The sequence below is a fragment of the Rhodococcus sp. F64268 genome, assembly GCF_023015605.1.
GTDB lineage: Bacteria > Actinomycetota > Actinomycetes > Mycobacteriales > Mycobacteriaceae > Rhodococcus.
Genome location: NZ_JALKAI010000001.1, coordinates 700,371 through 727,370, shown reverse-complemented (window position 1 = coordinate 727,370; position 27,000 = coordinate 700,371). Strand labels below are relative to the sequence as shown.

At 65.5% G+C, this 27,000-nt stretch carries 29 protein-coding genes; 14 read left to right on the top strand and 15 right to left on the bottom strand.

The window, feature by feature from the left end; all coding sequences use genetic code 11:
• Positions 1-9: 9 nt before the first annotated feature.
• On the bottom strand, positions 10-954 hold the full coding sequence (locus tag MWU77_RS03490) for a winged helix-turn-helix domain-containing protein (protein WP_247272938.1): 945 nt from the start codon (positions 952-954) through the stop codon (positions 10-12).
• A 156-nt stretch (positions 955-1,110) separates the two neighbouring features.
• Here MWU77_RS03490 and MWU77_RS03485 point away from each other — a divergent pair, with 156 nt between their 5' ends.
• A complete protein-coding gene (locus MWU77_RS03485) occupies positions 1,111-2,505 on the top strand; it encodes a carotenoid oxygenase family protein (RefSeq protein WP_247272937.1) in 1,395 nt (464 codons plus the stop codon).
• Positions 2,506-2,514: 9 nt separating this feature from the next.
• Positions 2,515-3,084, top strand: coding sequence for a mismatch-specific DNA-glycosylase (locus MWU77_RS03480; protein WP_169687634.1), 570 nt, complete (start codon positions 2,515-2,517; stop codon positions 3,082-3,084).
• Here MWU77_RS03480 and MWU77_RS03475 read toward each other — a convergent pair whose 3' ends face one another.
• Entirely contained in the window at positions 3,085-3,423 is a 339-nt protein-coding gene (locus tag MWU77_RS03475) for a DUF1330 domain-containing protein (RefSeq protein WP_169687635.1), read from the bottom strand. It lies immediately after the preceding gene.
• A gap of 86 nt (positions 3,424-3,509) precedes the next feature.
• Between MWU77_RS03475 and MWU77_RS03470 the strand changes: the two genes are divergently transcribed.
• Both MWU77_RS03470 and MWU77_RS03465 read left to right on the top strand, forming a co-directional pair.
• Complete coding sequence (locus MWU77_RS03470; RefSeq protein WP_169687636.1) at positions 3,510-4,286, top strand: helix-turn-helix domain-containing protein; 777 nt, start codon at positions 3,510-3,512, stop codon at positions 4,284-4,286.
• An 88-nt stretch (positions 4,287-4,374) separates the two neighbouring features.
• A complete protein-coding gene (locus MWU77_RS03465) occupies positions 4,375-4,590 on the top strand; it encodes a maltose regulon activator MalT (RefSeq protein WP_169687637.1) in 216 nt (71 codons plus the stop codon).
• 7 nt (positions 4,591-4,597) lie between these two features.
• On the opposite strand, the gene MWU77_RS03460 is transcribed toward MWU77_RS03465, so the two are convergent.
• Both MWU77_RS03460 and MWU77_RS03455 read right to left on the bottom strand, forming a co-directional pair.
• Positions 4,598-5,122 carry a 2'-5' RNA ligase family protein gene (locus MWU77_RS03460; protein ID WP_169687638.1) on the bottom strand — a complete coding sequence of 175 codons (525 nt, stop codon included), beginning with the start codon at positions 5,120-5,122 and terminating at the stop codon, positions 4,598-4,600.
• Between the two features lie 33 nt (positions 5,123-5,155).
• On the bottom strand, positions 5,156-5,905 hold the full coding sequence (locus tag MWU77_RS03455; RefSeq protein WP_247272936.1) for a CPBP family intramembrane glutamic endopeptidase: 750 nt from the start codon (positions 5,903-5,905) through the stop codon (positions 5,156-5,158).
• A gap of 219 nt (positions 5,906-6,124) precedes the next feature.
• On the opposite strand from MWU77_RS03455, the gene MWU77_RS03450 reads away from it, so the two are divergent.
• On the top strand, positions 6,125-7,822 hold the full coding sequence (locus tag MWU77_RS03450; RefSeq protein ID WP_169687639.1) for a fumarate hydratase: 1,698 nt from the start codon (positions 6,125-6,127) through the stop codon (positions 7,820-7,822).
• Between the two features lie 115 nt (positions 7,823-7,937).
• Here the strand turns inward: MWU77_RS03450 and MWU77_RS03445 are convergent, their stop codons facing one another.
• A complete protein-coding gene (locus MWU77_RS03445) occupies positions 7,938-8,330 on the bottom strand; it encodes a hypothetical protein (protein ID WP_247272935.1) in 393 nt (130 codons plus the stop codon).
• A gap of 225 nt (positions 8,331-8,555) precedes the next feature.
• Between MWU77_RS03445 and MWU77_RS03440 the strand changes: the two genes are divergently transcribed.
• Entirely contained in the window at positions 8,556-8,894 is a 339-nt protein-coding gene (locus MWU77_RS03440; protein ID WP_169687641.1) for a helix-turn-helix domain-containing protein, read from the top strand.
• Between the two features lie 131 nt (positions 8,895-9,025).
• Positions 9,026-9,520, top strand: a complete 495-nt coding sequence (locus MWU77_RS03435) for a hypothetical protein (RefSeq protein ID WP_169687642.1) — start codon at positions 9,026-9,028, stop codon at positions 9,518-9,520.
• Positions 9,521-9,538: 18 nt separating this feature from the next.
• On the opposite strand, the gene MWU77_RS03430 is transcribed toward MWU77_RS03435, so the two are convergent.
• Both MWU77_RS03430 and MWU77_RS03425 read right to left on the bottom strand, forming a co-directional pair.
• Entirely contained in the window at positions 9,539-10,135 is a 597-nt protein-coding gene (locus tag MWU77_RS03430; RefSeq protein ID WP_169687643.1) for an ATP-dependent Clp protease proteolytic subunit, read from the bottom strand.
• Positions 10,132-10,761, bottom strand: a complete 630-nt coding sequence (locus MWU77_RS03425; RefSeq protein ID WP_169687644.1) for a ClpP family protease — start codon at positions 10,759-10,761, stop codon at positions 10,132-10,134. The genes MWU77_RS03430 and MWU77_RS03425 overlap by 4 nt, the downstream gene beginning before the upstream one ends.
• 368 nt (positions 10,762-11,129) lie before the next feature.
• Between MWU77_RS03425 and MWU77_RS03420 the strand changes: the two genes are divergently transcribed.
• Positions 11,130-11,846, top strand: a complete 717-nt coding sequence (locus MWU77_RS03420; RefSeq protein ID WP_247272934.1) for a type 1 glutamine amidotransferase domain-containing protein — start codon at positions 11,130-11,132, stop codon at positions 11,844-11,846.
• Here the strand turns inward: MWU77_RS03420 and MWU77_RS03415 are convergent.
• The 8 genes from MWU77_RS03415 to MWU77_RS03380 form a co-directional block, all read right to left on the bottom strand.
• Positions 11,828-12,385: a pyridoxamine 5'-phosphate oxidase family protein gene (locus MWU77_RS03415; RefSeq protein WP_169687646.1), complete on the bottom strand. Its 558-nt coding sequence runs from the start codon at positions 12,383-12,385 to the stop codon at positions 11,828-11,830. The genes MWU77_RS03420 and MWU77_RS03415 overlap by 19 nt on opposite strands.
• Before the next feature lie 9 nt (positions 12,386-12,394).
• Positions 12,395-13,711, bottom strand: a complete 1,317-nt coding sequence (locus MWU77_RS03410; RefSeq protein WP_247272933.1) for an MFS transporter — start codon at positions 13,709-13,711, stop codon at positions 12,395-12,397.
• A gap of 36 nt (positions 13,712-13,747) precedes the next feature.
• Positions 13,748-14,221, bottom strand: a complete 474-nt coding sequence (locus MWU77_RS03405; protein WP_169687648.1) for a VOC family protein — start codon at positions 14,219-14,221, stop codon at positions 13,748-13,750.
• Positions 14,222-14,290: 69 nt separating this feature from the next.
• Positions 14,291-14,893, bottom strand: coding sequence for a hypothetical protein (locus MWU77_RS03400; RefSeq protein WP_169687649.1), 603 nt, complete (start codon positions 14,891-14,893; stop codon positions 14,291-14,293).
• Positions 14,894-14,923: 30 nt separating this feature from the next.
• Entirely contained in the window at positions 14,924-16,327 is a 1,404-nt protein-coding gene (locus MWU77_RS03395) for an FGGY family carbohydrate kinase (RefSeq protein ID WP_169687650.1), read from the bottom strand.
• A complete protein-coding gene (locus tag MWU77_RS03390; protein WP_247272932.1) occupies positions 16,324-17,250 on the bottom strand; it encodes a carbohydrate kinase in 927 nt (308 codons plus the stop codon). The genes MWU77_RS03395 and MWU77_RS03390 overlap by 4 nt, the downstream gene beginning before the upstream one ends.
• Complete coding sequence (locus MWU77_RS03385) at positions 17,247-18,719, bottom strand: mannitol dehydrogenase family protein (RefSeq protein WP_374229800.1); 1,473 nt, start codon at positions 18,717-18,719, stop codon at positions 17,247-17,249. Before MWU77_RS03385 ends, MWU77_RS03390 begins: the two co-directional genes overlap by 4 nt.
• On the bottom strand, positions 18,706-19,737 hold the full coding sequence (locus tag MWU77_RS03380) for an NAD(P)-dependent alcohol dehydrogenase (RefSeq protein WP_169687974.1): 1,032 nt from the start codon (positions 19,735-19,737) through the stop codon (positions 18,706-18,708). Before MWU77_RS03380 ends, MWU77_RS03385 begins: the two co-directional genes overlap by 14 nt.
• A 127-nt stretch (positions 19,738-19,864) precedes the next feature.
• Between MWU77_RS03380 and MWU77_RS03375 the strand changes: the two genes are divergently transcribed.
• Genes MWU77_RS03375 through MWU77_RS03350 form a run of 6 tightly spaced genes read left to right on the top strand, consistent with a single transcriptional unit; the run spans position 19,865 to position 26,973 of the window.
• Positions 19,865-20,920 carry a sugar-binding transcriptional regulator gene (locus MWU77_RS03375; RefSeq protein ID WP_247272931.1) on the top strand — a complete coding sequence of 352 codons (1,056 nt, stop codon included), beginning with the start codon at positions 19,865-19,867 and terminating at the stop codon, positions 20,918-20,920.
• A gap of 5 nt (positions 20,921-20,925) precedes the next feature.
• On the top strand, positions 20,926-22,305 hold the full coding sequence (locus MWU77_RS03370; protein WP_247272930.1) for a sugar ABC transporter substrate-binding protein: 1,380 nt from the start codon (positions 20,926-20,928) through the stop codon (positions 22,303-22,305).
• The gene (locus MWU77_RS03365; protein ID WP_169687654.1) at positions 22,302-23,267 is read left to right on the top strand and encodes a carbohydrate ABC transporter permease; all 966 of its coding nucleotides are present in this window, start codon (positions 22,302-22,304) and stop codon (positions 23,265-23,267) included. The genes MWU77_RS03370 and MWU77_RS03365 overlap by 4 nt, the downstream gene beginning before the upstream one ends.
• Complete coding sequence (locus MWU77_RS03360) at positions 23,264-24,154, top strand: carbohydrate ABC transporter permease (RefSeq protein WP_169687655.1); 891 nt, start codon at positions 23,264-23,266, stop codon at positions 24,152-24,154. The genes MWU77_RS03365 and MWU77_RS03360 overlap by 4 nt, the downstream gene beginning before the upstream one ends.
• Before the next feature lie 43 nt (positions 24,155-24,197).
• Positions 24,198-25,280 (top strand): ABC transporter ATP-binding protein, encoded by a 1,083-nt coding sequence (locus MWU77_RS03355; protein WP_169687656.1) that lies wholly within the window; start codon positions 24,198-24,200, stop codon positions 25,278-25,280.
• Between the two features lie 55 nt (positions 25,281-25,335).
• Entirely contained in the window at positions 25,336-26,973 is a 1,638-nt protein-coding gene (locus MWU77_RS03350; RefSeq protein ID WP_169687657.1) for a helix-turn-helix transcriptional regulator, read from the top strand.
• Positions 26,974-27,000 lie beyond the last annotated feature (27 nt).

Genomic DNA, 27,000 nt, shown 5'->3' with positions numbered 1-27,000 from the left:
CGAAGGAAATCAGTAACCGGCAAGATCTGCGAAGAACGCAGGCACCAGTGCGACATCCTCGACGGTCCGCACCGTGGTGCGTACCCCAAGCCGGTGCTCCTTGAGCAGATCGCACAGGCCTTCGCCGTCGACCAGATCGATCGGCGGAGCTCCGTGCCGATGGGCCTCCGCCCTGGCGTCGTCGGTGAACTCGCCGGTCGACACCAGCAGACCCTTCTCGCCTCGGCCGACCATCGCCGCACGGAACTCTCGTACAACATCTGCACCCACCCGCTCGCGGCCGCGGACGAAGCGGAAGAAGACCGAGAAGCTCAGCAGCGACACTCGCAGCACGCCGGTGCCCTCGACGACATCGGTGTCGGTGCTCTCATCCGGGTCGAGGGTCGTCAGCGTCGTGAACCCGGCCGCGCGGAGCACAGCGGTGACCAACCGTTCGAAACCGGCATCGGAAAGGTCTGTGACGGCACCCAGCAGCGGTTCACGCCACAATTCCGGATCTTCGGGAGCCGCGACGAGCGGCACGACCTGCGCACCCGACGAGTTCCGGCCGATCCGCTTGCGCCGCTTCTCGGTGGTGTAGGCGATCTGCATGGGCCTGATCTCGGATTCCCGCACCGCACGCCCCTGATCGGTGGCGCTCCACACGCCGCGACGTGCGTTGGCGAGCAGCCCCATGCCCTTGAGGTAGGTGCGCGCCCAGGCCACGCGGTATTCGATCTCCGTCCCAGGGCCGTCGCCGTGCAGTACCGCACGTGCCGCCTCGGACAGCCCCACGCGGTCCGAGACAGCAGCGTCGATCTCGTCTATCGCGCCGGATCCACCCAGCCCGATCACTGCCTGCAGGGTCGGCCACAACAGTTCCGTATAGGGCGGGAGCGCGCACTCGTCGCCGGTTGCACTCGCAGTACTCGCGGTGTTCCCGAGGGGGTTTCCGACAACGTTTCGGCGCTGCACACCTTCCCCAATCGTTGCGGCGCTGCCCAGTGCCGCCCGTCGCTCCTACAGGTCGGGAAACACCCTATCGGATCGGCGGTGCCCGTTTTCGGCGTGGTCACCTGCCGTGCGCCCTACGATTGAGTCCGTGCTCCCCACGAGATCTGCGGGCCGGCCGTGAATCGCCCCGCACCAGTCGATCTGGCCCACAACCCCTACCTGAGCGGGGTGTTCGCCCCGCAACGCGACGAAGTGGACGTGGCGAATCTCCCGGTATCCGGTGAGCTGCCACCGGATCTACAGGGTAGTTATCTGCGGAACGGGCCGAACCCCAGGTTCGATCCGATCGGCACCTACGTCTATCCGCTGGACGGCGACGCGATGGTGCACCGCGTCGAAATCGGCGATGGCACAGTGCGGTACACCAACAGGTTCGTCCGCACTCCCAATGTGGTCGCGGAGGAGAAGGCCGGACGTGCGCTGTGGGCCGGGATCACCGACCCGTATTTCCCGTCCGCAGACGAGGTGGGCCCGGATCTCGCGAACAGCATGCGCGAACTCCCCGACATCAACGTGATCCGGCACGGCGGCAAATTGTTCGCTCTCGCAGAGGGTGCGCCGCCGTACACACTCGGATCCGAGCTCGAGACACTCGCCCGCGACACCTTCGACGGCGGCCTGCCCGTCGGCCTCACCGCCCACCCGAAGGTCGATCCGAACACCGGCGAGATGGTGGCGTTCTGCTACATGCTCGAAGCCCCGTATCTCACCTGGTCGGTGATCGATGCCGCGGGCACGGTCATCCGCCCCCCGACGCCCGTTGCCGGGGCGGACCGACCGCTGATGATCCACGACATGGCACTGACGTCGCGCTACATCGTGCTCATCCTCTCCCCATGTGTGTTCCAGATGGAGCGGATCTTCTCCGGCGCTTCGCCCCTGACCTGGCTGCCGGACCTCGGCACCCGGATCGCGCTGATCCCCCGCGACGGCAGCGTGGTGCGCTGGCACACCACCGACACGTTCTGGGTCTGGCACACGGCCAACGCCTTCGACATGCGTAACGGCGATGTCGCACTCGACTACGTCGAATGGCGGTATCCGGGCGGAATCATCGAGTCGAACGAGCCGAACCCCGGTTCACTCACACGCGCGGTGATCTCCGAATCCGGAGTCACCCGGACACCGTTCGCCGAACGCACCATCGAGTTCCCTCGCGTCGACGACCGCCTCCTGACCGGCGAGCACCGGACGGTGGCGACGGTCGGCAAGACCGGAGAGCGCCGGATTCCGCCGGGCGACGCGGACGCGCTGTGCTGGTTCGACGTGGTCGCAAACACCGATACGACGTGGGACGCGGGCGACTACGCCGTGGGCGAACCCGCGTACCTGTCGAGTTCGTCCGGAGGACCGGGTTACTGGGGCACGATCGCCACCGACCGCACCGACATGACCAGTAGTTTCCTGATCTTCCCCGCCGAGGATCCCGCAACCGGTCCGGTGGCGCAGGTGCAGCTGCCGATCCGGGTGCCCTCGGGGCTGCACGGAGCATGGCTACCCGAGATCTCCTAGTGTGAGCGTGTGGGTTTCACACGCGCCGAGCTCGAGTCCTTCCGCGATGCCGTCGTCCCCGACCTGATCGGCGACGGCTGCCGGCTGCTGTTCGTCGGCATCAATCCCGGATTGTGGACGGCCGCGACCGGAGCCCATTTCGCGCGACCGGGCAACCGGTTCTACCCCGCCTTGCTGCGGGCCGGCATCCTCACCCGCGCTGTCGACCCCACCTCCGGCCTGAGCGAAGCCGATACCGCGCACCTTCTCGAGCGCGGCATCGGCATCACCAATCTGGCACCCCGCGCCACGGCGCGTGCGGATGAGCTCACCACCGACGAATTACGCGCCGGCCCTGAGCGATTGGCAGAGGTGGTCGCGCGATGGCAACCTCGCGTCGTCGCGGTTGCGGGAATCACCGCGTACCGCGCAGCCTTCGGGCGCCGCAAAGCCGTTTCCGGCGTGCAGGAGGAGACGATCGCCGGCGTTCCGCTGTGGGTGGTCCCCAATCCGAGCGGTCTCAATGCCCACGACACCGTCGACTCCCTGGCCGAGGCGTACGCAGCGCCCGCTCGGGCGGCAGGCATCCTCGCGCAGTGATCAGGCGCGACCGGTCACCTTCACGAGGTAGTCGGTCGCGCGGTAGCCGTCCGCCGTCCCCTCGACGAGGACGGCGACACCGTCGGAGTTCTCCGTGCGGAGCGGGAGGATCTCCTGATACCCGGGTGAGTCGTACCATCCGCGGGCTCGCGCGATGTCGGGGAATTCGATGACGATCACAAACCCGGGGAAAGGTCCTTCCAGCACCTCCGGGTCGACCCCGTGAACAAGGAAACGTCCTCCGTACGGAGCGAACGTGTCATCGATCTTCTCGAGGTATCGGATGATGTCCGCGCCGAAGTCGACGGAACTGAGGTGAGCGATTGCGTATGCGGTCATGCCGACGACTCTGCAATATCGGGCGCCACAGATCGATTACCCATCAGGTAATGGCAACACTTCCCTCGCGTCCGTAGGGTCGACGCATGACGACGATGCAGTCGGAACCGGCGGGCGCGATGCTGCGACACTGGCGAGAACGTCGAGGACTCAGCCAGCTCACGCTCGCGAACCGCGCGGGCGTCTCTGCGCGACACGTGAGTTTCGTCGAAACCGGCCGGTCGCGCGCCTCCCGCGACATGCTGTTGAAGATCTGTGAGGAGTTGGAAATACCTCTGCGCGAGCAGAATTCGATCTTGATGGCCGCGGGTCTGGCACCGGCCTATCCCGAGCATCGGCTCGGCGACGTACCGATGTCCGCGGTGTCCGATGCCATCACGCGAATTCTGCGATCACACCAGCCGTTTCCCGCGCTGGTCGTGGATCGGCACTGGACGATGATCGACGCCAACGAAGCCATCGGAGCACTCGTTGCGGGCTGCTCACCGGAATTGCTCGAACCACCGGTCAATGTGCTGCGCCTGTCGTTGCATCCGAACGGGCTGGCCCCGCGGATCGCGAATCTGGGACAGTGGCGTTCCCATCTGCTGGTCCGGCTCCGTTATCAGATCGGCGCGACCGCCGACCCCGTTCTCCTGCGCTTGTACGACGAACTGTCCCGCTATCCGTGCGACGACCCGGACGAGCCGGAGGAGCCGCATTCGCTCGTGGTGCCCCTGCGGGTACGCACCGACGACGGCGAGCTGTCGTTCTTGAGCACCACCACCTTGTTCGGGACACCGCTCGACGTGACCGTCTCCGAACTCGCGATCGAGGCGTTCTACCCGGCCGACGACGCGACCGCCGCTGCGCTGCACGGCTGAGGGCGTAGCGCGAACCCTGTTCTCACCGGGCGTCATGGGCGTACGGTTCGAGAGGAAGCTGTTCGAACTGATCCGGAGGCGACCGATCATGAGCACTGCGAAATGGTGGGTGATCGACGGGCGGAAAGACGGATTCGCCGTCGAAGAACGTTCGACCGGGGACATCGTGGTCACGAACAAGTCCTCGTCCGAAGAACACGTGCTTCACGGGTATGTGTGGAAGCACTCGCCGGTGTTCGGCATCCAGATCCAGAGCGAGGGACCGCCACCCTACGGGCACTGGGTCGAGAATCCCGACGACTGATCCCGCGTCAAGGCAGATTCTGCAGCCGGTACCGCTCTCCGGTCACGGTGTCGATGAGCTCCGCCCGCGTCACCGTGGCTTCGATGGGTAGCACGTCGTAGACGACCGCGGTCAACCGTGGGAGTTCGTCGCGCCGGGTCCTCGGACTGAGCGAACAGTGGGGTGTCCACGACCGCGGCCTGTAGTGGCGGTGCAGTTCGGCGCCGGTGCTCTCCACCGCACGCACCACGAGTTCCTGCCGTACGAGAAGATCCGCGGTGGGCGCCGGGATCAGGCATGCCCGGCCCCTGCGAAACAGGCCGACAGCATCGAACCTCAGTGGGATCGGGTCGGCTGCGGGCAACGCGTCGAGCGCCGCGAGGAGTCGACCCGTGTCGTAGGTCCGCAGCACCGCGTACGACAGGTGCGGTACGTGCCTGCAATGTGTGTGGGTGAGGAGCGTGGAGATGCCGTCGTCCTCGAGGCGTTCCCACAGTCGCCGTACCGCACGGTCGGTGTCGGCGTCGAAGAGCAAGCAGACGGCGAGTGCCATCAGCCGAAGCGTTCGCGAGGCGGCATGGCTTCGTCAGGCCACGGTGACGTGCCACACGAGCGCTGCCGCGAGCGCCCCGGCGCCGTTGAGCGACCAGTGCAACGCGATCGGCGCGAGGATGCTGCCGCTCCGCCGGCGGAGCCAGGTGAACACGAACCCTGCCGCTGCGGTCGCGATCACGGCGCCGGCGATCCCTGCGAGCTGTGCCCAGATTCCGGCGCCGAGGAAAGCGCTCAGTCCGGCGTTGCCCGCGGTCAGCCCGAACGACGATGCGATGTGCCACAGGCCGAACAGCAATGACCCGACCGCGAAGACACCTCGGGCTCCCCACACACGCTCGAGGGTGCCGTGCAGGACACCGCGGAAGGCGAGTTCCTCGGGGATGACGGTCTGCAACGGGATGATGATCATCGACGCAACCAGTGCGCCGGACACGGTCGCGTACCGTTCGGACAGGAAGAACTGCCTGGTGAACGGTAGCGCGATGCCGATGGCAACCACGGCGAGGACCAGCCCGATCGCGCCCACCGAGTAGAGCGTGCCGCGCTTCCAATGCCGCGGCGACAGCCCGAGTTCGTTCCAGTGCATGCCACGCTGCCGCATGATCGCGACGAGCACTGCGGCAGCGATGGGGACTGTGGCAATCGATGCCCAGACGGTGGTGAAGTGCGCGACAAGATTCGTGGCGACGAGTACTGCGACGACGACGCACACGTCGACCCATGCGTGGAACTGTGGAACCCGTCGGACGATCGGGACGATCCGTTCTGCTTCGACAGTCACGCGCGAACCCTCTCCACCAGGTGTGATACAGGGAAACGGGAGGTTACGTGCGGGTTGCTCGAGAACATCTCCCCCAGTATACGGACCGAACCAACCGATCCCCGTGACGCACATCACGATCCGCACACTCGAGGGATGCGTCACACGCCCCGTTGTCAAGGCCTTGCGTCGACGCGACTAATCTGATTGGCGAACCTCAGCCTCTTTTCAGGAGAAACAATGGCCGACTTCCTCTACGAGGACCTGCTGCCGATCGGGGAAGACCCCACCGAATATCGGCTGCTGACCAGCGAGGGGGTGTCCACCGTCGAAGGACCTGACGGACGCACTTTCCTGAAGGTCGAACCCGAGGCGATGCGGCTGCTCACCGAGACCGCGCTTCACGACATCTCGCATTACCTGCGCACCGACCACCTGAAGCAGCTCGCGAGCATCCTCGACGATCCCGAGGCATCGAACAACGACAAGTTCGTCGCCTTGGACCTCCTGAAGAACGCGAACATCGCGGCGGCCGGTGTGCTGCCGATGTGCCAGGACACCGGCACCGCGATCGTCATGGGCAAGCGGGGTCAGCAGGTACTCACACCCGGCGACGACGAGGAGTCGATCGCGCGCGGCGTGTACGACGCGTACACCAGGCTGAACCTGCGCTACTCGCAGAACGCTCCCCTCACCATGTGGGAGGAGAAGAACACGGGCAACAACCTTCCCGCGCAGATCGAGCTGTACGCCGACACCGCGAAGGGCCATGAGAACTCGTACAAGTTCCTGTTCATGGCCAAGGGTGGCGGATCGGCCAACAAGTCGTACCTGTACCAGGAGACCAAGGCGATCCTGAATCCGGACTCGATGATGCAGTTCCTCGAGGCCAAGATTCGTTCGCTCGGCACCGCCGCGTGCCCGCCCTACCACCTCGCGATCGTCGTCGGCGGTACGTCTGCCGAGTTCGCACTCAAGACGGCGAAGTACGCGTCGGCGCACTACCTCGACGAGCTCCCCACCGAGGGCGCGATCACCGGCCGCGGCTTCCGCGACCACGACCTCGAACAGAAGGTCTTCGAGCTCACCCAGAAGATCGGCATCGGCGCGCAGTTCGGCGGCAAGTACTTCTGCCACGACGTTCGCGTCATCCGTCTCCCCCGCCACGGTGCGTCGCTGCCTGTCGCCATTGCGGTGTCCTGCTCCGCCGACCGTCAGGCGAAGGCGAAGATCACCCCCGAGGGCGTGTTCCTCGAGCAGCTCGAATTCAACCCCGGCCAGTTCCTGCCCGAGGTCACCGACAGCCAGCTCGACGCCGAGACCTCCGGTGTCTCGGGCACCGGCAAGGGTGCGGCAGTCAAGATCGATCTCACCAAGCCGATGCCGGAGATCCTCGCCGAGCTGTCCAAGCACCCGGTCAAGACGCGCCTGTCACTGACCGGCCCGCTCGTCGTGGCCCGCGACATCGCGCACGCCAAGATCAAGGAGCGGCTCGACGCCGGCGAGGAGATGCCGCAATACCTCAAGGATCACCCGGTGTACTACGCCGGCCCGGCCAAGACGCCGGAAGGGCTCGCATCCGGATCGTTCGGCCCCACCACCGCCGGTCGCATGGACTCGTACGTCGAGCAGTTCCAGGCTGCGGGTGGTTCGATGGTGATGCTCGCGAAGGGCAACCGTTCGAAGCAGGTCACCGACGCGTGCAACACCCACGGCGGCTTCTACCTCGGCTCGATCGGGGGCCCGGCCGCGCGACTGGCACTCGACTGCATCAAGAACGTCGAGGTCGTCGAATACGAAGAGCTCGGCATGGAAGCGGTCTGGAAGATCGACGTCGAGGACTTCCCCGCCTTCATCGTCGTCGACGACAAGGGCAACGACTTCTTCGCGCACACGGGCGAGGTCACGCTGACCGTCGGTAAGCGACCCGGCCTCTAGACTTCGGTCTACCGACGGAAAATCCGCTCCCGCGATCGAATTCGCTTCCCGCTACGGCAATTACCGATGTGGGAAGCTGGGCCGGTCGCGGGAGCGGATCTCCCTGAGTCCAGGGTCAGGCGGCGCAGGAATGCGTACGGGACAGAACCGCCGGCGACTGCGCGACCACACTCTGCAGGAAGCCCGCTACGACGTCCGGTGAGGGTTCTTCACCGGGAGCAAGGATCTCACACAGGCGACGGTAGGTGTCGTCGCTCAGCACAGGTGCCACGCGGAAGTGCGTGGTCATCGCCAACGTGAACGCGATTCCGTGACTGCGGGAGCGCACCAGCAACTCGGGGCCGTGTTGGCCCTCGGTCAAACAGATCCCGAAGACAGCACCACCTGCGTCGTGTTCGAACGACGCGGACGCTACGTTGCTTCGGATCATTTGACGATGAAGGGGACGCAGTCCGCCGAGCACCAGCGGCGGAAGCGTCACAGTGCGAAAACGGTCGGCGGTGAACATGCGAATCTCTCCTTGCGCTACCCCGGCCATGGTACTCCGACCGGGAATTTTCTGGAATCAGTCCAATAACTGGAACTATTCCAGAAAACGGCACACTTCGCAATCATCACACCCGAGGTATGGGTCACGTCGACGGCCGGTCTTGACGGAGGGCCCGAATACGCGCGTGTTCGTCCACAGCGGAACCGAGTCCGCTCCACGTATTCCGGCGGAACAATGGACGACATGCACACGGAGCCACGGAACGTCGTCGATCTCGGAGCCGCCCGCGCCGCCCGCGAACCGAGGTTGCTTCGTCAGGTGTACGGCGAAGTTCTCCGCAGCGAGCGGCTCGACCAGGACCGCAGTCTCGACGAAGTCGCCCGCACCGTAGGGATGTCGAAACAATATCTGTCCGAGATCGAGCGCGGACGCAAAGACCCGTCCTCGGAGATACTCGGGTCGGTCTGCACGGCACTGGGCATGCCGGTGGAACAACTCCTCGAGCGGGGAATCCGCCGCATGTCGGCACACCGCGCGATCGGAACCACACAGCAGACCACAGTGGAACTGCGTGCGGCCTGACTCCGATCCACAAAGCAATTCAACAGATTTCGAATCTTCGGTCTCCGGATTCGTTGCACAATGCCACAATCGGCAGGGAAACAACCGTCCACACGTGGTATCTCACGCTGCCGAATCGTCAAAGGAGAGGAATGTACCGGAAAGTTCCCGGTCTCGTCGTCACCTCGTTCGTCGCCACCACCGCTGCTGCTCTGTCACTGAGCGTAGGCGCGGCCCACGCGAACCCCCTGGGATCGATCGACTTCACTCCACCTACCGATCCCGTCGAAACACCGTTCTGCAGCATCGAATACCCCGACCCCAACCAGTTCGACCGCATCGACGTCAGCGACGTGACGGTGTCCTCTCCGGCGGACGGGCAAGCAACGTTCACCTTCCACACACGGTCACAGACCACGGCACCGTACACACAGGCCGCGTCGGTGACGTGGGCGAACCTCGACAGCGGAATCAGCGGTGTCGGCGACACCTCGGCACGAATCGGAGCGGGTGAAACAACCCTCACCGTGCCGGTGCAGAACACAGGCACCGGACGCGTCACTGCAGTAACGCGAGTCACCAACACTGCAGACAACGGGCAGGACGTCACGACGCTCGATTGTGTCTCCGAGTACACAGTTCCCTGACACGCTGCGTTCCCACCCCTAGACGTCGCCGCGGTCGACGACGATATGGTCGGCGAGTCCGTAGGCGACAGCCTCCTCCGGAACGAAGATGCGGTCCCGGTCGGTGTCGCGACGAAGTTGCTCCACGTCACGGCCGGTGTGCGCGGCGAGGATCTCCTCGGTCTGTGCCCGCACCCGCATCACCTCCGCCGCCTGCAACGCGAGGTCGGAGATGGTGCCCTGCCCCTGCGCCGACGGCTGGTGCAGCAGAACTTTCGAGTGTGCCAGCACATGCCGTCGTCCCTGTGCTCCGGCTGCCAGGAGAACAGCGGCAGCGGAGGAGGCCTGACCCATGCAGTAGGTGGCCACGGCCGGACGCAGGAATTGCATGGTGTCGTAGATCGCGAGCATCGCCGTGGTCGAGCCGCCCGGCGAGTTGATGTACAGCCCGATCTCCCGGTCGGGCGAGTCCGCTTCGAGGTGCAGCATCTGGGCCATCACGACATTTGCGACGCCGTCGTCGATCTCGGTGCCCAAGAAGATGATCCGCTCGTTGAGCAGCCGGCTGAAGACATCGAACGACCGCTCCCCTCCCGGTGTTCGTTCGATGACGTTGGGGATCGTGTACGAGCTCATCGGACGTCCTCCTGCCGGTCGGCGGACAATCCGAGCCGACGCGCTGCGGCAAACGGAGCAACCTCCTGCAGCGACCCGACGACGGCGTCGACGATCCCGTACTCGCGAGCCTGGTCGGCGGTGAACCACCGGTCGCGGTCACTGTCGCGGGCGATCTCCTCCACCGAACGCCCGGTGGCCTCGGCGAGAATCAGCTGCGACTGCTGCTTCATGTACTCGAGGTGCTCGGCCGCGATCGCGATGTCGACGGCAGTACCCGAGAACCCTGCGGACGGCTGGTGCATCATGATGCGACTGTGCGGCAAGCTCAGCCGTTTACCTTTCGTGCCCGACGCGAGAAGCACCTGCCCCATGCTCGCGGCGAAGCCGACGGCGACAGTGACCACGTCGTTGGCGATGAGGCGCATCGTGTCGTAGATAGCCAGCCCGGCGAGAACCGATCCGCCCGGAGAGTTGATGTGGAGGACGATGTCGCGTCGGTCGTCCTCGCTGGCGAGCAACACCAGTTCCGAACAGACACGTTCGGCCATTTCGTCGTCCACCTCGCCGGTGAGGAGGAGGGTGCGGTGCCGAAAGAGTCTTTCGACAAGGGTGTCGTGATAAGTGGAGCTTCCGTTCGTTGCCATGCGCTCACCTTTACGGGTTCCGGCCCGAATCGGTCCGTTTGTCTGCCCAGGGCAGACAGTGCACCTTGCGGCGGGAACCAACCCCGAAACATATGCTATCGGAACGCCTAGGCCTGACCACACACCGAAGTAAGCAGACGAAACAGGAACCTCGCAGGGCCAGTGGTCAACCACCAGCCCTGCGAGGTTTACATTTGCCCTGCTTACTTCCGGAGCGCTAGTGCTCGTCGGTGAGGGCCAGCAGTCCGCAGAGTTCCACTGTCCCCAAGGCGGTGCACGCGGTCAAGGGAGCTGACCGAGCCGCTTCTCCGTGTCCTCCGAGCGGCCAGCGGGTATACGAGCTGCACACCTTCGAAAGGAGCCACGCCATGACCGAAGTCCTGTTCGTCGTCAGCGCTGCCGATCACTGGACTCTTCAGGACGGCACCCACCATCCCACCGGTTTCTGGGCGGAAGAACTCGTGGAGCCCTACACCGCCTTCGACGAGGCCGGCTACACCATCACCGTCGCGACTCCAGGCGGGCGCACTCCGGTCGTTGACCCTGCCAGCCTCGAACCCGACACTGCCGGAGGAGAGGACCGCGCCGCGGCTCTCGAAGCGTCGTTGCACAACTTGCATCCCGTGCTCGAGCATGCTGTACCACTCGAACGCCAGCGCGCCGATGATTTCGATCTACTGTTCGTGCCCGGTGGCCACGCGCCGATGGAAGACCTTGCCGTCGACGAAAAGTTCGGTGAGCTCGTGCGGCATTTCGTCGACTCGGACAAGATCGTCGCGATGGTGTGCCACGCCCCCGCAGCACTTCTTCCCGCTTTCGCGTCGGGCGGGCGTTGGTTGTTCGAGGGCTACCGATTGACCTCCTTCACCAACCTCGAGGAGGCGCAGGCAGGACTCGCAGACAAGGCCCCCTGGTTGCTGCAGGATCGGCTCCAGGAAGCGGGCGCGGTCTTCTCGTCCGAAGATCCGTGGCAACCTCACGTCGTGGTCGATCGCGGTCTGTACACCGGTCAGAACCCCGCGTCGTCGCGGCCGCTGGCCGAGCGGGTCGTCGCCGACGTGGCCGGTCAGGGAACTACACGCTGACCGCTCCACCCACTGTCCCGGCGGACGAACTTCCAACGCGCGTGGCGGGGTACCGACAGGTCGAGCCAGTCGAGCCGCTCGAGTTCCACACCCACCCACGCAAAGCGTTCGAAAGCGGTCGCATCGTCGTCGAACGCCTCCGGTCGCTCTCGCATCGGCGTGCCGGGGACCGCCGGCGAACTGTACAGCTCGCGACTGTGGGGCCCGAACGTCTCCCACACCGATTCCCGCTCGTCGGTGTCGTCGACGAGGACGGCGTGGCCTTCGACGCGTAGTTGCACCGCGCGCTGATCGTCGCCCATCGTCAGCGCGACACGTGGGTTGCGCCGGATCTCGGGCACTTTCTCCGACCGTGAGTCGGTCGCGAACATGACCCGGCTCCGTACCGGGTCGAAGCGGCGAAGGATCACCGCACGAACCCGCGGTCCACCATCGATGCCCACCGTTCCCAGATACCCGAGGGTGAACGGCGTGCGCCGCGCGGTCGCGTCCTGCAGCGACCCGACGATCAGCTCGAGGACCTCTTCGCTCGTTGTCATGACGGGCACCTAGTCCTCGAGGGCGACCTGCGCCCGCTCCGGGAGGGTGATCGCCGCAACCGCAGCGATCACGAACGACACCGCGAACATCGAGAACACCAGACCGTTTCCACCACCGTCGAGAAGCAGTGGGACGAGTAGCGGAGCGATGATGGACGCGAGGCGCCCGAACGCGGCGGCAGCACCGGTTCCCGATCCACGCACCGACGTCGGATACAACTCCGGTCCGATTGCATACAGCGCACCCCACGCGCCGAGGTTGAAGAAGGAGAGTGCCATTCCCGCGGCGATGATCGTGCCGGGAGTGTCTGCGAGACCGAACAACGCCGCCGAGACCGCCGACCCCGCCAGGAACAGCGCAAGTGTGGTGCGCCTGCCCCACACTTCGATCAGCCACGCGGCGACGGCGTAACCGGGAAGCTGCGCGAGGGTGATGATCAGGGTGTAACCGAATGAGGTGACCAGGTCGAAGCCCTGCGCCACGAGCAGGCTCGGTAACCAGATGAAGGCACCGTAGTACGAGAAGTTGATGCCGAACCACACGATCCACAGCGCTGCCGTGCGGGCGCGCAACCCCGCGTCCCAGATCGATCGCCGCGCAACCTCGGCCTGCACCGTCTCGGACGGCGCGTCCGCCACGTCTGCCCGGGGCGCGACACCGGCGGAGCGTTCGTAGTCGAGGACGATCGCTTCGGCCTCATCGGTGCGGCCTCTGCTCTCGAGAAACCGCACCGATTCCGGCAATCCCAGACGCACGACAAGTGCGTACGCGGCCGGAACGAGACCGATCGCGAGAGCCCACCGCCACCCGTCGTCGTTCAGCGGTACGACGAAGTACCCGATCAGTGCTGCAAGAAGCCACCCGGCAGCCCAGAAGGCTTCGAGCGCCACCACGACGCGACCACGGATTTTGCGCGGCGCGAATTCGCTGACCAGCGTCGACGCCACCGGAAGTTCGGCGCCGAGCCCGAGTCCCACCACGAAACGCAGCGCGATGAGCATCGCGACCGACGTCGACAACGCGGCCGCGCCCGTCGCCAGTCCGTAGAGCAGGAGCGTCGCAGCGAATACCTGCCTGCGGCCGATGCGGTCGGCGAGCAGACCACCGACCGACGCACCGATCGCCATGCCGAGGAAGCCGATGGACCCGATCCACGACAGTTGAGTGGACGACAGATCCCACTGCACTGCCAGCGCCGCCATGACGAACGAGATCAGGCCGACGTCCATCGCGTCGAGTGCCCAGCCCACACCGGACCCTGCCAGCAGGCGGCGGTGCTTGGCGGTGAACGGCAGTTCGTCGAGCCGCTGGGTACGCGTGGTCATGGATCGGAAGTTACACGGTGCCTCCGTGGAAGGTGCTCACCCGCGTGCGGCTTCCTCCAGGATGGCTATGTCGATTTTCTGCATCTTCATGAACGCGTCGCTGACCCGCTGCGCGACCGACCTATCGGGGTCGGCGAGCAACTCCACGACTCGTCGAGGCACCACCTGCCATGACAGCCCGAACCGATCTCTGAGCCAGCCGCACTGCGATTCCTCGCCGCCGTCGGCGAGGAGCGAATTCCAGTAGTGATCGACTTCGTCCTGGTCGCCGCAGTCGATCTGGAACGACACCGCTTCGGTGAACTGGAACTGCGGCCCACCGTTCAGCGCAGTGAAGCGCGAACCGTCGAGTTCGAATTCCACGGTCAACACGGTACCGGCCGGGAACGGCCCGTCCTCCGGGTAGTAGGAGGTGCTCAGGATCTTCGAATTGGGGAAGACGGAGGTATAGAACTCGGCGGCTTCCTGCGCGTTCATGTCGAACCACAGGCACGGGGTGAGGGCGGGCATCACGAGGCTCCTTCATAGGTCGTGCGGCTGTCATATGGACTGACCGCCACCGAAGAGAAACCTCATCGTTCACTCGACGGCGAGCTGAACAGGTGGTTCTCGGAGCACCCGGTCGGGCCACAGGCTTGCTCCGGCATGACCGAGCAGCAGTTTGGTGTAGTACACCGGCGCGAACCAGGGCGCAGTGCGAGACGATCCGAGTGCCCGGTCCAAGGCGATGCCACCCACGGTCAGCGCCACACCGAGCGGGCGCCGATATCGTGGGGTGGCACGAATCGCGACGGTCGCGGCCATCATGTAGCCGTACTGCGCGCCCGCCCACAGCCACACCGATATGCGGTTCGCCTCGTCCCGATCCCACCAAGCAAAGACGAACGGATGTACGTGCAGTGCAGCAAATTTCAGGTGATCGGTTCCGGACGCGCCGGGACGCTCGTACCAGCGGGCGCACGCACGAGTGTTGTTCACCCATGCCCCACCCCACAGATCGACCGCACACGCGCGAAGAATCAACGATTCGGTGCCGGACAGGTCGCGCGATCGGCGTGAGAGTGTCGGTGCTCCGATAGCGCCGAGTACCGATAGCGCCGCGGTGACCGTGTTTTCCACGGGTCCCGCCTCGGGCCCCACGAACTCGTCCCACGCCTGTCGAAGTCTTCCTCGTGCTCCCATGCCTGCCCAGTCTGCCACCGACACGCTGTTTCAGGGGCCGACACCATCCGTCAGATCCCGTACCTCGGCGTACCGCCGACGGACGTGCGGGGCCGGGTCGGCTTCGTAACGTCTGATCGAGCCCTCCGCCCACTTCGGGGGTTCGTGGCCACCTCGCAGCACCCACGCGGCCTGCCGTGCTGCACCGCGGGCGACGTACTCACCCGGTTCGGGCACGTCCACCGGCAGACCGAAGATCGCAGGTGCGAGCTCACACAGGGCCTGGGACCTCGCCCCTCCCCCGACCATCAGCACCCGCCGGACCGGTGTGCCTTGACCGATGATGTGGTCGATACCCTCGGCCAGCGAACAGAGCAACCCCTCGACGGCGGCGCGGGCCAGGTGCGCGGGTGTCGAATTCGTCAGTCGCATACCGTGAATCGCGCCGGTCGCGCCGGGGCGGTTGGGAGTCCGCTCGCCCTCGAGATACGGCACCAGTACGAGGCCGTCGCTGCCCATGGGGGCAGACAGCGCGAGCCGGGTCAGTTCTGCACGTTCGACACCGAGCATCGATGCGGTCGCGTCGAGCACCCTGGCCCCGTTGAGCGTGCACACGAGCGGTAGGTGCCGCCCGGTCGCGTCGGCGAACCCGGCGACGTATCCGTCCGGGTCGCGCGGGGCGGTCGCCGACACCGCGCACACCACGCCGGATGTGCCGATCGATACGACGACGTCACCTTCTCGCGCATCCAATGCCAATGCCGCAGCCGCATTGTCGCCGGCTCCGGGGCCGAGCAACGCACCCCAAGGTGTTTCCCCGACGGAATCGACCGGCCCGGCAATGGAGGGCAACGCCGGACTCGACCGGCGCAGTGCAAGTTCGAGCAGATCACGACGGTAGTCGCCGGTAGTGGCATCGAAGTAGCCGGTACCGCTCGCATCGCTACGATCGGTGGCGAGCGCGCGGAGGTCGGAGCTGCCTGCGATTCGCCACGTCAACCAATCGTGCGGTAGGCACAAAGCCGCTGTGCGCGCAGCATTATCAGGTTCGTGGTCGGCAAGCCAGCGGGCTTTGGCGACGGTGATCGCGGCGACCGGCACGACTCCGACTGCGTCCGCCCATTCCTCGGCCCCACCGAGATCGCGGACCAGATCCGCTGCCGACTCAGCGGATCTGTTGTCGTTCCACAGCAGAGCATCTCGTACGATCCGACCGGAGGAGTCGAGGCACACCATCCCATGCTGTTGCGCACCCACCGACACCGCAGCGACGTCCTCGAGGCCCCCGGCCGCGGCGATCGCCTCGTCGAGCGCCGCCGACCATGCCTGAGGATCCACTTCTGTTCCGTCCGGGTGCGTCGCTCGGCCTTCTCGGACCACGGCCCCGGTGTCCGCGTCGCACACCATCACCTTGCAGGATTGGGTGGACGAATCCACGCCGGCTACCAACGTCATGGTGTCACCGCCCGGTCGCGTTGCGCACGGGTGGGAAGGTCCGCGCCGGGACGGGCGACGGTGAGCGCCGATATCGAAGAGGCCGCATGTAATACGGATTCGAGGTCGGCGACACCGATCTCGCTCAGCGTCTCGCGCTGCTTCGCTCCCAGGAGACCGAGTTCCCACAGCGCGTCGAGCAGGCCGACTGTGAACGCGTCGCCCGCACCGACGGTGTCGACCACGTCGACCTTCTTCGCAGGCAGCTCGACGACACCGGCGCGACACACCGCGACGGCACCGGACGCTCCACGCGTGACCGCGACGATCGACGGTCCTCGCGACAACCAGTCGCGTGCGATGTCGAGCAGGTCGTGTCCCGGCGCGACCCATGCCAGGTCCTCGTCACTGACCTTGACGACATCCGACAGTGCCACCAGCCGCGCTATCCGTTCCCGTCCGCGCTGGTCGTCTCCGATCAGTGCCGGCCGGATGTTGGGGTCGAAGCTGATCGTCGATGTGCGCGCCTGCTGCTCGACGAGGTCGGCGACCGCGTCGCATCCCGGCTCGAGCACGGTCGCGATCGAACCCGTGTGGACCAGCACCGGACCGGGGTCCGGCGAGGGTAGCTCGGGCTGCCAGCTGATATCGAATTCGTATGTGGCGGCGTTGTCGTCGCCGATCCTCGCCGACGCGGTCGCGGTGCTCGTCGGCGACACGCTGCCGTCGGTCAGAGCGACACCGGACGCGTCGAGATATCCGACGATACGCCTGCCGCGCTCGTCTGCCCCCACACTCGTGGCGAGCCGGACCTCCCGGTCGAGCCGCCCCAACCCGACCGCGACATTGAGTGGGCTCCCACCGACGTGTTCGACGGGCTTCTCGTCGCCGCGACGGACGATGTCTATGAGGGCTTCTCCGACAATCAGTGCCCGGCCACTCATTCCGGCTCCACAGGTAGGGCTTCGAGGGTGCCTTTCGCACCCTCGTTGTGCAAGGAGTTCAGGGCCCAGGTGTACGCGTCGACGAAGCGCGCGCTCCGGGCGAGATCCCCGAACACCGAGGTGTTCTCGATGAACACCGCGGGGTGGGTGTACTGCTTGCGCGCGAGTGGCACCAGTTCGTCGGCGAGACGGTCCACCACCTCGATCGGATTGCCGTGTTCGTCGACGCCTTCGGCATAGCGAGCCCAGGATGCGACGATCGCCGCGGAGCGGACGATGTGACCGCCGCTCGCGAGATTCTCGCGGATGACCGGCAGTAGCCACTTGGGGATGCGATCGGACGATTCGGCGCACAGGCGCGCGATCGTGTCTCTGATCTCGGGGTTGGCGAACCGCTCGATGAGTGTCCGGGTGTATTCGTCGAGGTCGATACCCGGGACCGGCCGCAGGGTCGGTATCGCATCATCGGCCATGTAGTTCAGAAGGAACTGCGCGATCAACGGATCCTGCGCTGCGTCGTGCACATAGCGGTAGCCCATCAGGTACCCGAAATAGCAGAGACCCTGGTGGCTCGCGTTGAGCAGTCGCAACTTCATCAGTTCGTACGGCGCGACGTCGTCGACGAGATGCACACCCGCCTTTTCGAGCGGTGGCCGCCCGTCGGTGAAGTCGTCTTCGAGGACCCACGTCGTGAATGGCTCGGCCACCACGGGCCAGCGGTCCTGAACATCGAAACGCGACGAGAGTTCGTCGATCACGCGCTCAGTGGTGACGGGAGTGATGCGATCGACCATCGAGTTCGGGAAACGGGTGTTCTGGGTGATCCAGTCCGCGAGTTCGGGGTCCACCAGGCGGGCATAGGAGGTGAACACCAGGCGGGCGACAACGCCGTTGCCCTCGATGTTGTCGCAGGACATCAGCGTCGGGGACGGAATGCCCCGAGCCCGTCTGCGCGCCAGTGCTTCGACGACCAGGCCGAACACCGTGACAGGTGGTCCTTCGGAGGCCAGGTCCTGCTTGATGGCCGGGTTGTCGACGTCGAATTCGCCGGTGTCGTGGCGGATGTTGTATCCGCCCTCGGTGACGGTGAACGAGACGATCTTCGTGCTCGGCGCTGCGAGGAGTTCGATGACGGCCTCGGGTTCGTCGGGCGCATACCGATAGTCGACGATCGACCCGATCACGCGGGGTTCCCATGTCCCATCGGGGTGGGTGAGCACCAGCGTGTAGAGGTTGTCCTGGGCGGCGAGGGCCTCCTGCATCCGGCGATCGCCCGGCATGACGCCGACCCCGCAGATCCCCCAGTCCTTCGCGAGGCCCTGCTCGAGGAGACGGTCGACGTACATCGCCTGGTGCGAACGATGGAATCCCCCGACACCGAAATGCACGATACCGACGGTCACGTCGTCCCGGGAATAGGTCGGCGTAGGTATACCCAGCTCCGGCAGGGTCTCTTCACTCGGTTCCACGTTGCGCCTCCACGGTGGGTGATACGTGTACAACTGCCTTGATCGAGCCGGGGACCCGATCGGAATCGAGGGCATCGACAGATTTCTCGAGCGGGAAGTGCGCGGTGACCATCGAATCGAGGTCGACCCGACCGGACTCGAGAAGACGCAGCGCCGTCGGCCACGTATTCGCGTATCGGAAGACGCCGGTGAGCACCAATTCCCGGTTCTGGATCACCTGCACGGGTATCGGCATCGTCTCGGCACCCGACCCCACGAGTACGACGGTGCCCGCGGGACGGACGGCGCGGATACCCGAGTTCACCGCCGAGGGCGATCCGGACGCATCGATGTAGGCGTCGACCCGCAGATGCGACATGTCGTCCGATCGTGGATCGCGGGTGACGGTGGCACCGAATCTCCGCGCGACCTCGCGTCGGTGTTCGTCCAGGTCGGTCACGATGATGTCGACGGCCCCGAATGCACGCGCGACCTGGACGGTGACGATGCCGACCGGACCCGCGCCGCTGACCAGCACGCTCGACCCGGCCGTCACCTGCGCCTTCCGGACCGCGGCGATCCCCACCGACAGCGGTTCGCACAGCGCCGCGGCATCGTCGGACACCGTGTCCGGAACTGGATGAGCGAAGTGTGCGCCGATGGTCACGTACTCGCACAGCGCGCCGTCGACCGGTGGCGTCGCGTAGAACTGCATGTGCGGACACAGGTTGTAGTCGCCTCGCCGGGTCGGGGCGCTGCCCGGGTCGGGGCGTTGCGGCTCGATCGACACCCTTTGCCCGATGCGTTCGGCGGACACCCCCTCCCCGACAGCGACGATCGTCCCGGACGCCTCGTGCCCGAGAATGAGCGGCGCCTCGACCACGAATTCGCCGATGCGGCCTTCACGGTAGTAGTGCGCATCGGATCCACAGACCCCCACGGACGCGACCCGGATCAGCACGTCACCGGGAGCGGGCTCGGGAACGAGGCGTTCCTCCATCTCGATCCGCCCCGGCTCGACGAGGACCGCCGCGCGCATCGTCGCCGGAAGAGCCGAATCTGTTGTGTAGATCACACTCCGATGCTAACCTACTGAGCACATGAACGCACCCCTGCGCATTTGCTCATGAGATTCGAATGCTGCAGGCACAGAGGAGAGCCCTTCCGTGACGAATCCCAGTCCAGCACCGAAGGCGCCGGACGGCGACACCACAGCCGCACCCGAAGACCTCCGCCTGGCCCTGCGCGCGGCAACCCTCTACTACCTCGACGGGCTCACCCAGGCCCAGGTGGCGGACCGACTCGGCGTCTCCCGCGCGACCGCCGGACGCCTCGTGGCGCGCGCCCGCACTCACGGCCTCGTCCGCATCGAGGTCGCCACACCTCCCCACCTCCGCGACGACCTGCACGCCGATATCGAGCACGCGCTCGAGAAGCGATTCGGACTCACCGAAGCAGTGGTCGTCGGCGTTCGCGTCGACGACCGTGGGCCGGTGGACAACTCGGCGAGCTTCGCCGTGCTGGGCCGCGCGGCCGCCTCCCTCCTGACCCGCCGCCTCCGACCCGCCGACACCCTCGGATTCACCTGGGGACCCGAAACCATCGCTGTCGCCCAGGCGATTCCGTCCGGCGTGGCCACATGCAAGACAATCGTGCAACTGGACGGCTCGGTCACCACGAGCACCTACCAGACCGGCACCGAGTACGTGCTCGGACGATGCGCCGAACAGCTTCAGGCGCAGCCGGTTCGGCTCCCCACTCCCCTCTACGCCGACGCCACGACCGTCACGTCCATGCGCACCGACTCGGTGATCTCCCGCACGCTCGAATTGGGCTCCCGAGCCGACGTGATGATGTTCGGCGTCGGTGCAGTGTCCTCCTCCACAACGCTGTTCGAGGGCAGCTTCCTCGACACCGCGATGCTCGATACGCTCGACGAGCTGGGCGCGGTCGGGGAAATCGGTGGCCGGTTCTTCCGAGAGGACGGAACACCCGCCCACGTCGAACTCGAAACCCGCACGATGTCGACACCGTTGTCCGACATCGCCTCATGTCCGTCGACAATCCTGGTCACCGGCGGCGCATCGAAGCACCGCGCGGCCCACGGCGCCCTCTGCGGCGGCTACGCGACCATGCTCGTCTGCGACATCGCCTGCGCAGAATGGCTCCTCGATCGATCCTCCACCCACTCGCACGACTCGGGCAGGCTCCCACCGAAATGAGGTAGATGGCGTTGCAACCACCCGGAAGCAGTACCCGCACACCCAGTTTCACCGGCAAGCTGATTGCCGGAGCCGGAGCGCTGTGCCTGGCGCTTTCCGGCTGCGCCGGAGCCGGATCCCTCGGCGCATCCGACCGGACCGTCACCATCGCGATGGTGTCCAACTCCCAGATGACGGACGCGCGCTCGCTCGCGTCGCAATTCGAGGAGGAGAATCCGGACATCGATCTCCGCTTCGTCACACTGTCGGAGAACGAAGCGCGCGCGAAGATCACCGCGTCCACCGCGATGGGCGGGGGCGAATTCGACGTGGTGATGATCAGCAACTACGAGACGCCGCAGTGGGCGGAGTACGGGTGGCTGACCAACCTGGGCCCGTTCATCGACGCCACCGAAGGATACGACGAGGACGACTTCATTCCGTCACTGCGTGAGGCGCTCTCGTACAACGGCGACATGTATTCGGTGCCGTTCTACGGCGAATCCTCGTTCCTCATGTACCGGAAGGATCTGTTCGAGGAAGCCGGCATCACCCTGTCCGATCCACCGACCTGGGACGAGGTCGCCGATGCCGCTGCACAACTCGACGGACCGGATGTCAACGGGATCTGCCTGCGAGGCAAGCCCGGTTGGGGTGAGCTGCTGGCACCGCTCGACACCGTGATCAACACCTTCGGCGGCCGTTGGTTCGACGAGGACTGGAACGCCCAGCTCAACTCTCCCGAGGTGCAACGCGCCGTCGAGTTCTATGTCGACCTCGTCCGCACCTACGGTCAGCCCGGCGCTGCTACCAGCGGGTTCACCGAATGCGCCACGCAACTCGCGCAGGGCCGTGTCGCGATGTGGTACGACTCGACCTCTGCGGTCTCGACGCTGGAAGACCCGTCCTCGAGCAATGTTGTCGGCAAGATCGGCTATGCCCCCGCACCCGTCATGGAGAAGGACCCGTCCGGCTGGCTCTACACGTGGTCGCTCGGAATCCCTGCGAGCAGTGAGAACGCCGACGACGCATGGAAGTTCATCTCGTGGATGACCGACCAGAATTACATGCGCCTGGTCGGTGAAGAACTCGGGTGGGAGCGCGTTCCCCCCGGTAGCCGCCTCTCGACGTACGAGATCCCCGAATACAAGGAGGCGTCGCAGGCTTACGGGCCCATCACTCTCGAATCCATCGAGGGTGCCGACCAAGCGAACCCCACAGTAGACCCAGTTCCGTACACCGGAATCCAATTCTTGGCGATACCCGAATTCCAGGACCTCGGCACCCGGGTGAGCCAACAGATCAGCGCTGCCATCGCCGGCCGTCAAACTGTCGCTGAAGCGCTCGATCAAGCCCAGAAGTACGCCGAAGCCGTCGGCGCAACGTATCGGGAGGAATCGCAGTGACTGCCCTCGATGTGCCTCAACCGACACCGGATGTAGCCGAACGCATCCGCCGTGTCAAAGCAGCGAAGAACGAGAAAGTCTCCCGTGCCGAGGGCTGGCGGCTGCGTGGCCCCCTGCTGCCCGCACTGATCTTCATGATCGTGGTGACACAGATACCGTTCCTGTTCACCCTCTTCTACTCCACGCAGTCCTGGAACCTCGTCAGCCCCGGTTCCCGACGGTTCGTCGGGCTACAGAACTACGTCGATGTGTTCCAGGACAGTCAGTTCTGGCAGGTAGCACTCAACACCGTCATCCTCATCGTCGGTACCGTGCTGATCTCGGTGGTTCTCGGCCTACTGCTCGCGCTACTGCTCGACCGCGTGTTCCTCGGCAGGGGCATCGTCCGCACCATGCTGATCACACCGTTCCTGGTCACCCCTGTCGCCGCGGCACTGGTGTGGAAGACCTCGATGTTCGATCCCATCTTCGGGATCGTGAACTGGGTCCTGTCCCCGTTCGGGGTCGGCGAGGTCGATTGGATCAGCCGATACCCGCTGCCCACGGTGATGGTCGCGCTGATCTGGCAGTGGACACCGTTCATGATGCTGTTGATCCTCGCCGGGCTGCAGTCGATGCCCCGCGACATCCTCGAGGCAGGTCGCGTCGACGGAGCGAGCGGTTTCTCACTGTTCCGCGAACTCACACTGCCGCACCTGCGTCGATTCATCGAACTCGGCACGGTGCTCGGCGCCATCTATCTCATCAACACGTTCGACGCGATCTACATGATGACGCAGGGCGGGCCCGGGACGGCGAGCGCGAATCTCCCGTTCTACATCTACCAGCGTGCGTTCCTCGGCTTCGACATCGGCCAGGCCGCGGCGATGGGTGTGGTCGTCGTGATCGCCACGATCGTCATCGCGACCTTCGCACTGCGCCTGATCTTCAAGTCGTTCACCGGTAAGGAGGAAGCGGCATGAGCACCACAGCTGCGGGCCCGCAGACATCGGACACCACGCTGCCGACCGGGAAGGCCACACGAACGGTCCGCAAACGCAAGCACCGCAAGATGAACCCGTGGGGCATCGTCGCCTGGATCGCCGCCATCGGTTTCTTCTTCCCAGTGTTCTGGATGGTGCTCACCGCATTCAAACAGGAGTCGGACGCCTACTCCGACCCTCCGAAATTCATCTTCACACCCACTTTGGAACAGTTCCGTTCCGTCTTCGAGACCGGCGCGAGCACAGCACTGCTCAATTCGGCGTTCGCGACCATCGTCTCGACCGTGTTCGTGCTCCTGCTCGGCGTGCCCGCGGCATTCGCATTGTCGTTGCGGCCGGTCCGCAAGACCCAGGACGCGCTGTTCTTCTTCATCAGTACAAAGATGCTGCCGATCGTCGCGGCGATCATCCCGTTGTACGTGATCGTCGCGAATATCGGTCTACTCGACAATATCTGGGCTCTGATCGTCCTGTACACCGCGATGAACCTGCCCATCGCCGTGTGGATGATGCGGTCGTTCTTCCTCGAAGTCCCGGGCGAACTGCTCGAGGCCGCCAGCATGGATGGCGCGAGTCTGTGGACTTCCGTGCGCGAGGTGATACTCCCGCTCGTCTCACCCGGCATCGCCGCGACCGCGCTCATCTGCGTGATCTTCTCGTGGAACGAGTTCTTCTTCGCCGTCAACCTCACTGCCGTTCAGGCCCAGACGATCCCGGTGTTCCTGGTCGGGTTCATCACCGGCGAGGGACTGTACTGGGCGCAGCTGTCCGCTGCCGCGACGATGGCTGCCCTCCCCGTCGTGCTCGCCGGATGGATCGCCCAGAACAAGCTCGTACGCGGCCTGTCGTTCGGCGCCATCAAGTAAGCCACCGATTCTCGACTTCCTCCCGAAACGAAGGGTTTCCATCATGGCCGAGATCACCTATCGGAACGCCTCCTGCATCTACGAGAACTCCGATTCACTCGCCGTCGACTCGCTCGACCTCGATATCGAGGACGGTGAGTTCGTCGTCCTCGTCGGGCCGTCAGGGTCGGGTAAGAGTACAGCCCTGCGCATGCTCGCAGGGCTCGAAGACATCGACGAGGGCTCGATTTCCATCGGCGGCGTCGACATGACAGGTGTGCCGTCCAAAGATCGCGACATCGCCATGGTCTTCCAGAACTACGCGCTGTACCCGAACAAGACCGTCGCCGAGAACATGGGCTTCGCCCTCAAGATGCGCGGGATCGGCGCCGAGGAACGTCGACGGAAGGTCGAGGAGGCAGCCAAGGTCCTCGACCTCACCGAATACCTCGACCGCAAGCCCGCGAAGCTGTCGGGTGGTCAGCGCCAGCGTGTCGCAATGGGACGTGCGATCGTCCGCGAACCGCAGGTGTTCTGCATGGACGAACCACTCTCGAACCTCGATGCGAAGCTGCGTGTGCAGACCCGCACACAGATCGCTGCCCTCCAGCGTCGCCTGGGCACCACCACCGTGTACGTCACCCATGACCAGGTCGAGGCAATGACGATGGGCGATCGCGTCGCCGTGCTGAAGCGGGGGCAACTGCAGCAGTTCTCGTCGCCGACCGAACTGTACGACCGCCCGGCGAACGCCTTCGTCGCCGGGTTCATCGGTTCCCCGGCGATGAATCTGCTCCCCGCCACCGTCACCGATGACGGAGTCCTCTTGGGCAACACGGTGATCCCGGTCGAACGTGACCGGATCACCAGCCTTCACTCGGCCGGGATCACATCCGTCACGGCGGGGATCCGTCCTGAGCAGTTCGAAATCACCGAGGGTGAGGGTGTGGAGGCAGTCGTCGAACTCGTGGAAGAGCTCGGCAGCGAATCGTACGTCCACACACGGGTACCCGGAAGCGGAGATCAGATCGTCGCGCGCTCACTGACCCGTACCCCCGCCCGCCTCGCGGACACGATCCATCTGCGTAAGCGTGAGGGCGCCGTGCACCTGTTCCATCCCGAGACCGGGGAGCGGGTGGGCGACTGACCCGTCGTGCCCCGCCCGGCCGCGTAGAATTCGATTCCGGGCGGAGAGGAGCGCGATGGACGCATCGGATGCGCTCGCTCTCGCGGACACCGCGTTCCGCGACCGAGCGTGGATACTCGCGGCCGACCAGTTCCGGGTGGCGGACGAGCTCCGCTCCCTCTCTGCCGCGGATCTCGACCGCGCAGCGCAATGTACATATCTGATCGGCAGTGAGGACCAGTGCATCCGGCTGCTCGAACGCGCAATTACCGCGCACCTCGCCGATGGCCGGCCCGACCGCGCAGGCCAGAGCACTTTCTGGCTCGCGTACATCCTGTCCGACCTCGGCGAGGCCGCGCGTACCGCCGGGTGGCTCGCCCGTGCCGAACGCGCCCTCTCTGCGCAACGTTCCACCGACGCGGTGCGCGCGGTCCGGGCGCTGCTCACCCTGCCACCCGCGATCGGGACGCTGCTCGGCGGTGACCCCGAGGCCGCGCTGATGACGCTCACCGCTGCTCGCGAGATCGGTCTGGAGTGCGGCCACCGCGACCTCGTGGCACTCAGTGGAATCGGCGTCGGGCAGGCACGGATCCTACTCGGTCACACGCGAGACGGCCTTGCAGTGCTCGACGAGACCATGGTGTCGGTGACGACCGGTGAGGTCTCCCCCATCGCGACCGGGATCCTCTACTGCGCGGCAATCATCACCTGCCATGAGACCTATCAGCTCCGCCGTGCCGCCGAGTGGACGCGCGCGCTGGGCGACTGGTGCGATGCACAGCCCGACCTCGTGCCGTTCCGAGGCCAATGTCTTGTCCACCGAGCCGAGATGCTGCACCTGCACGGTGCGTGGCGAGACGCGATGGAACAGGCGAGGCTCGCGTGCCGCCGGTTGTCCGAACCTGTCGCCAACCCTGCGATCGGTATGGCCCACTACGAACTTGCCGAACTGCACCGTGTGCGCGGTGAGTTCTCCGCCGCCGACGCCGCGTATCGTCGGGCGGCGCTCGCCGGCCACGAGGTTCATCCGGGCCTGGCCCGGCTGCGGCTTGCGCAGGGAAACCTCGACAGCGCTCGCGCGGGAATCGATCGCGCTCTGTCCGAGTCGACGTCGCTCTACCGTCCGCGAATGCTCGAAGCTGCCGTCGAGGTGGCGATCGTCGACGGCAACGTCGTGGGTGCACGTCGCTTCGCGGAGGAACTGGACGCCGTGGCATCCCGAGCCGAGTCCACAGCGCTCACCGCCATGGCCGCACAGGCATTCGGTGCCGTGCTGTTCGCCGAGGGCGACTCCCGTCAGGCCCTCGACCGCCTCCGAACCGCGTGGCGATTGTGGCAGGACCTCGACGCGCCCTATCCCTGCGCACAGGTCCGAGTACTGCAGGGACGCTGCTGCGACGCACTCGGCGACCAGGACACCGCAATGATGGAGTTCGAGTCGGCCGCGACACTCTTCCGAGAACTCGGGGCGACGAACGATCTCGAGCAGCTCCGTCGCTACGTTCCGCGCCCGTCGACTCCGGCGGGTCTGACGCCACGCGAGGTCGAGGTGCTGCGCGTGGTTGCCGCCGGTAAAACCAACCGCGAGATCGCCGAAACCCTGGTCCTCAGCGAGAAGACGGTCGCCCGTCACCTGAGCAACATCTTCGCCAAACTCGATGTCTCGTCGCGTTCGGCCGCCACCGCGTATGCGTACGAACACAACCTCATGTGAATGGTCCTCTACACACAATTACCCATG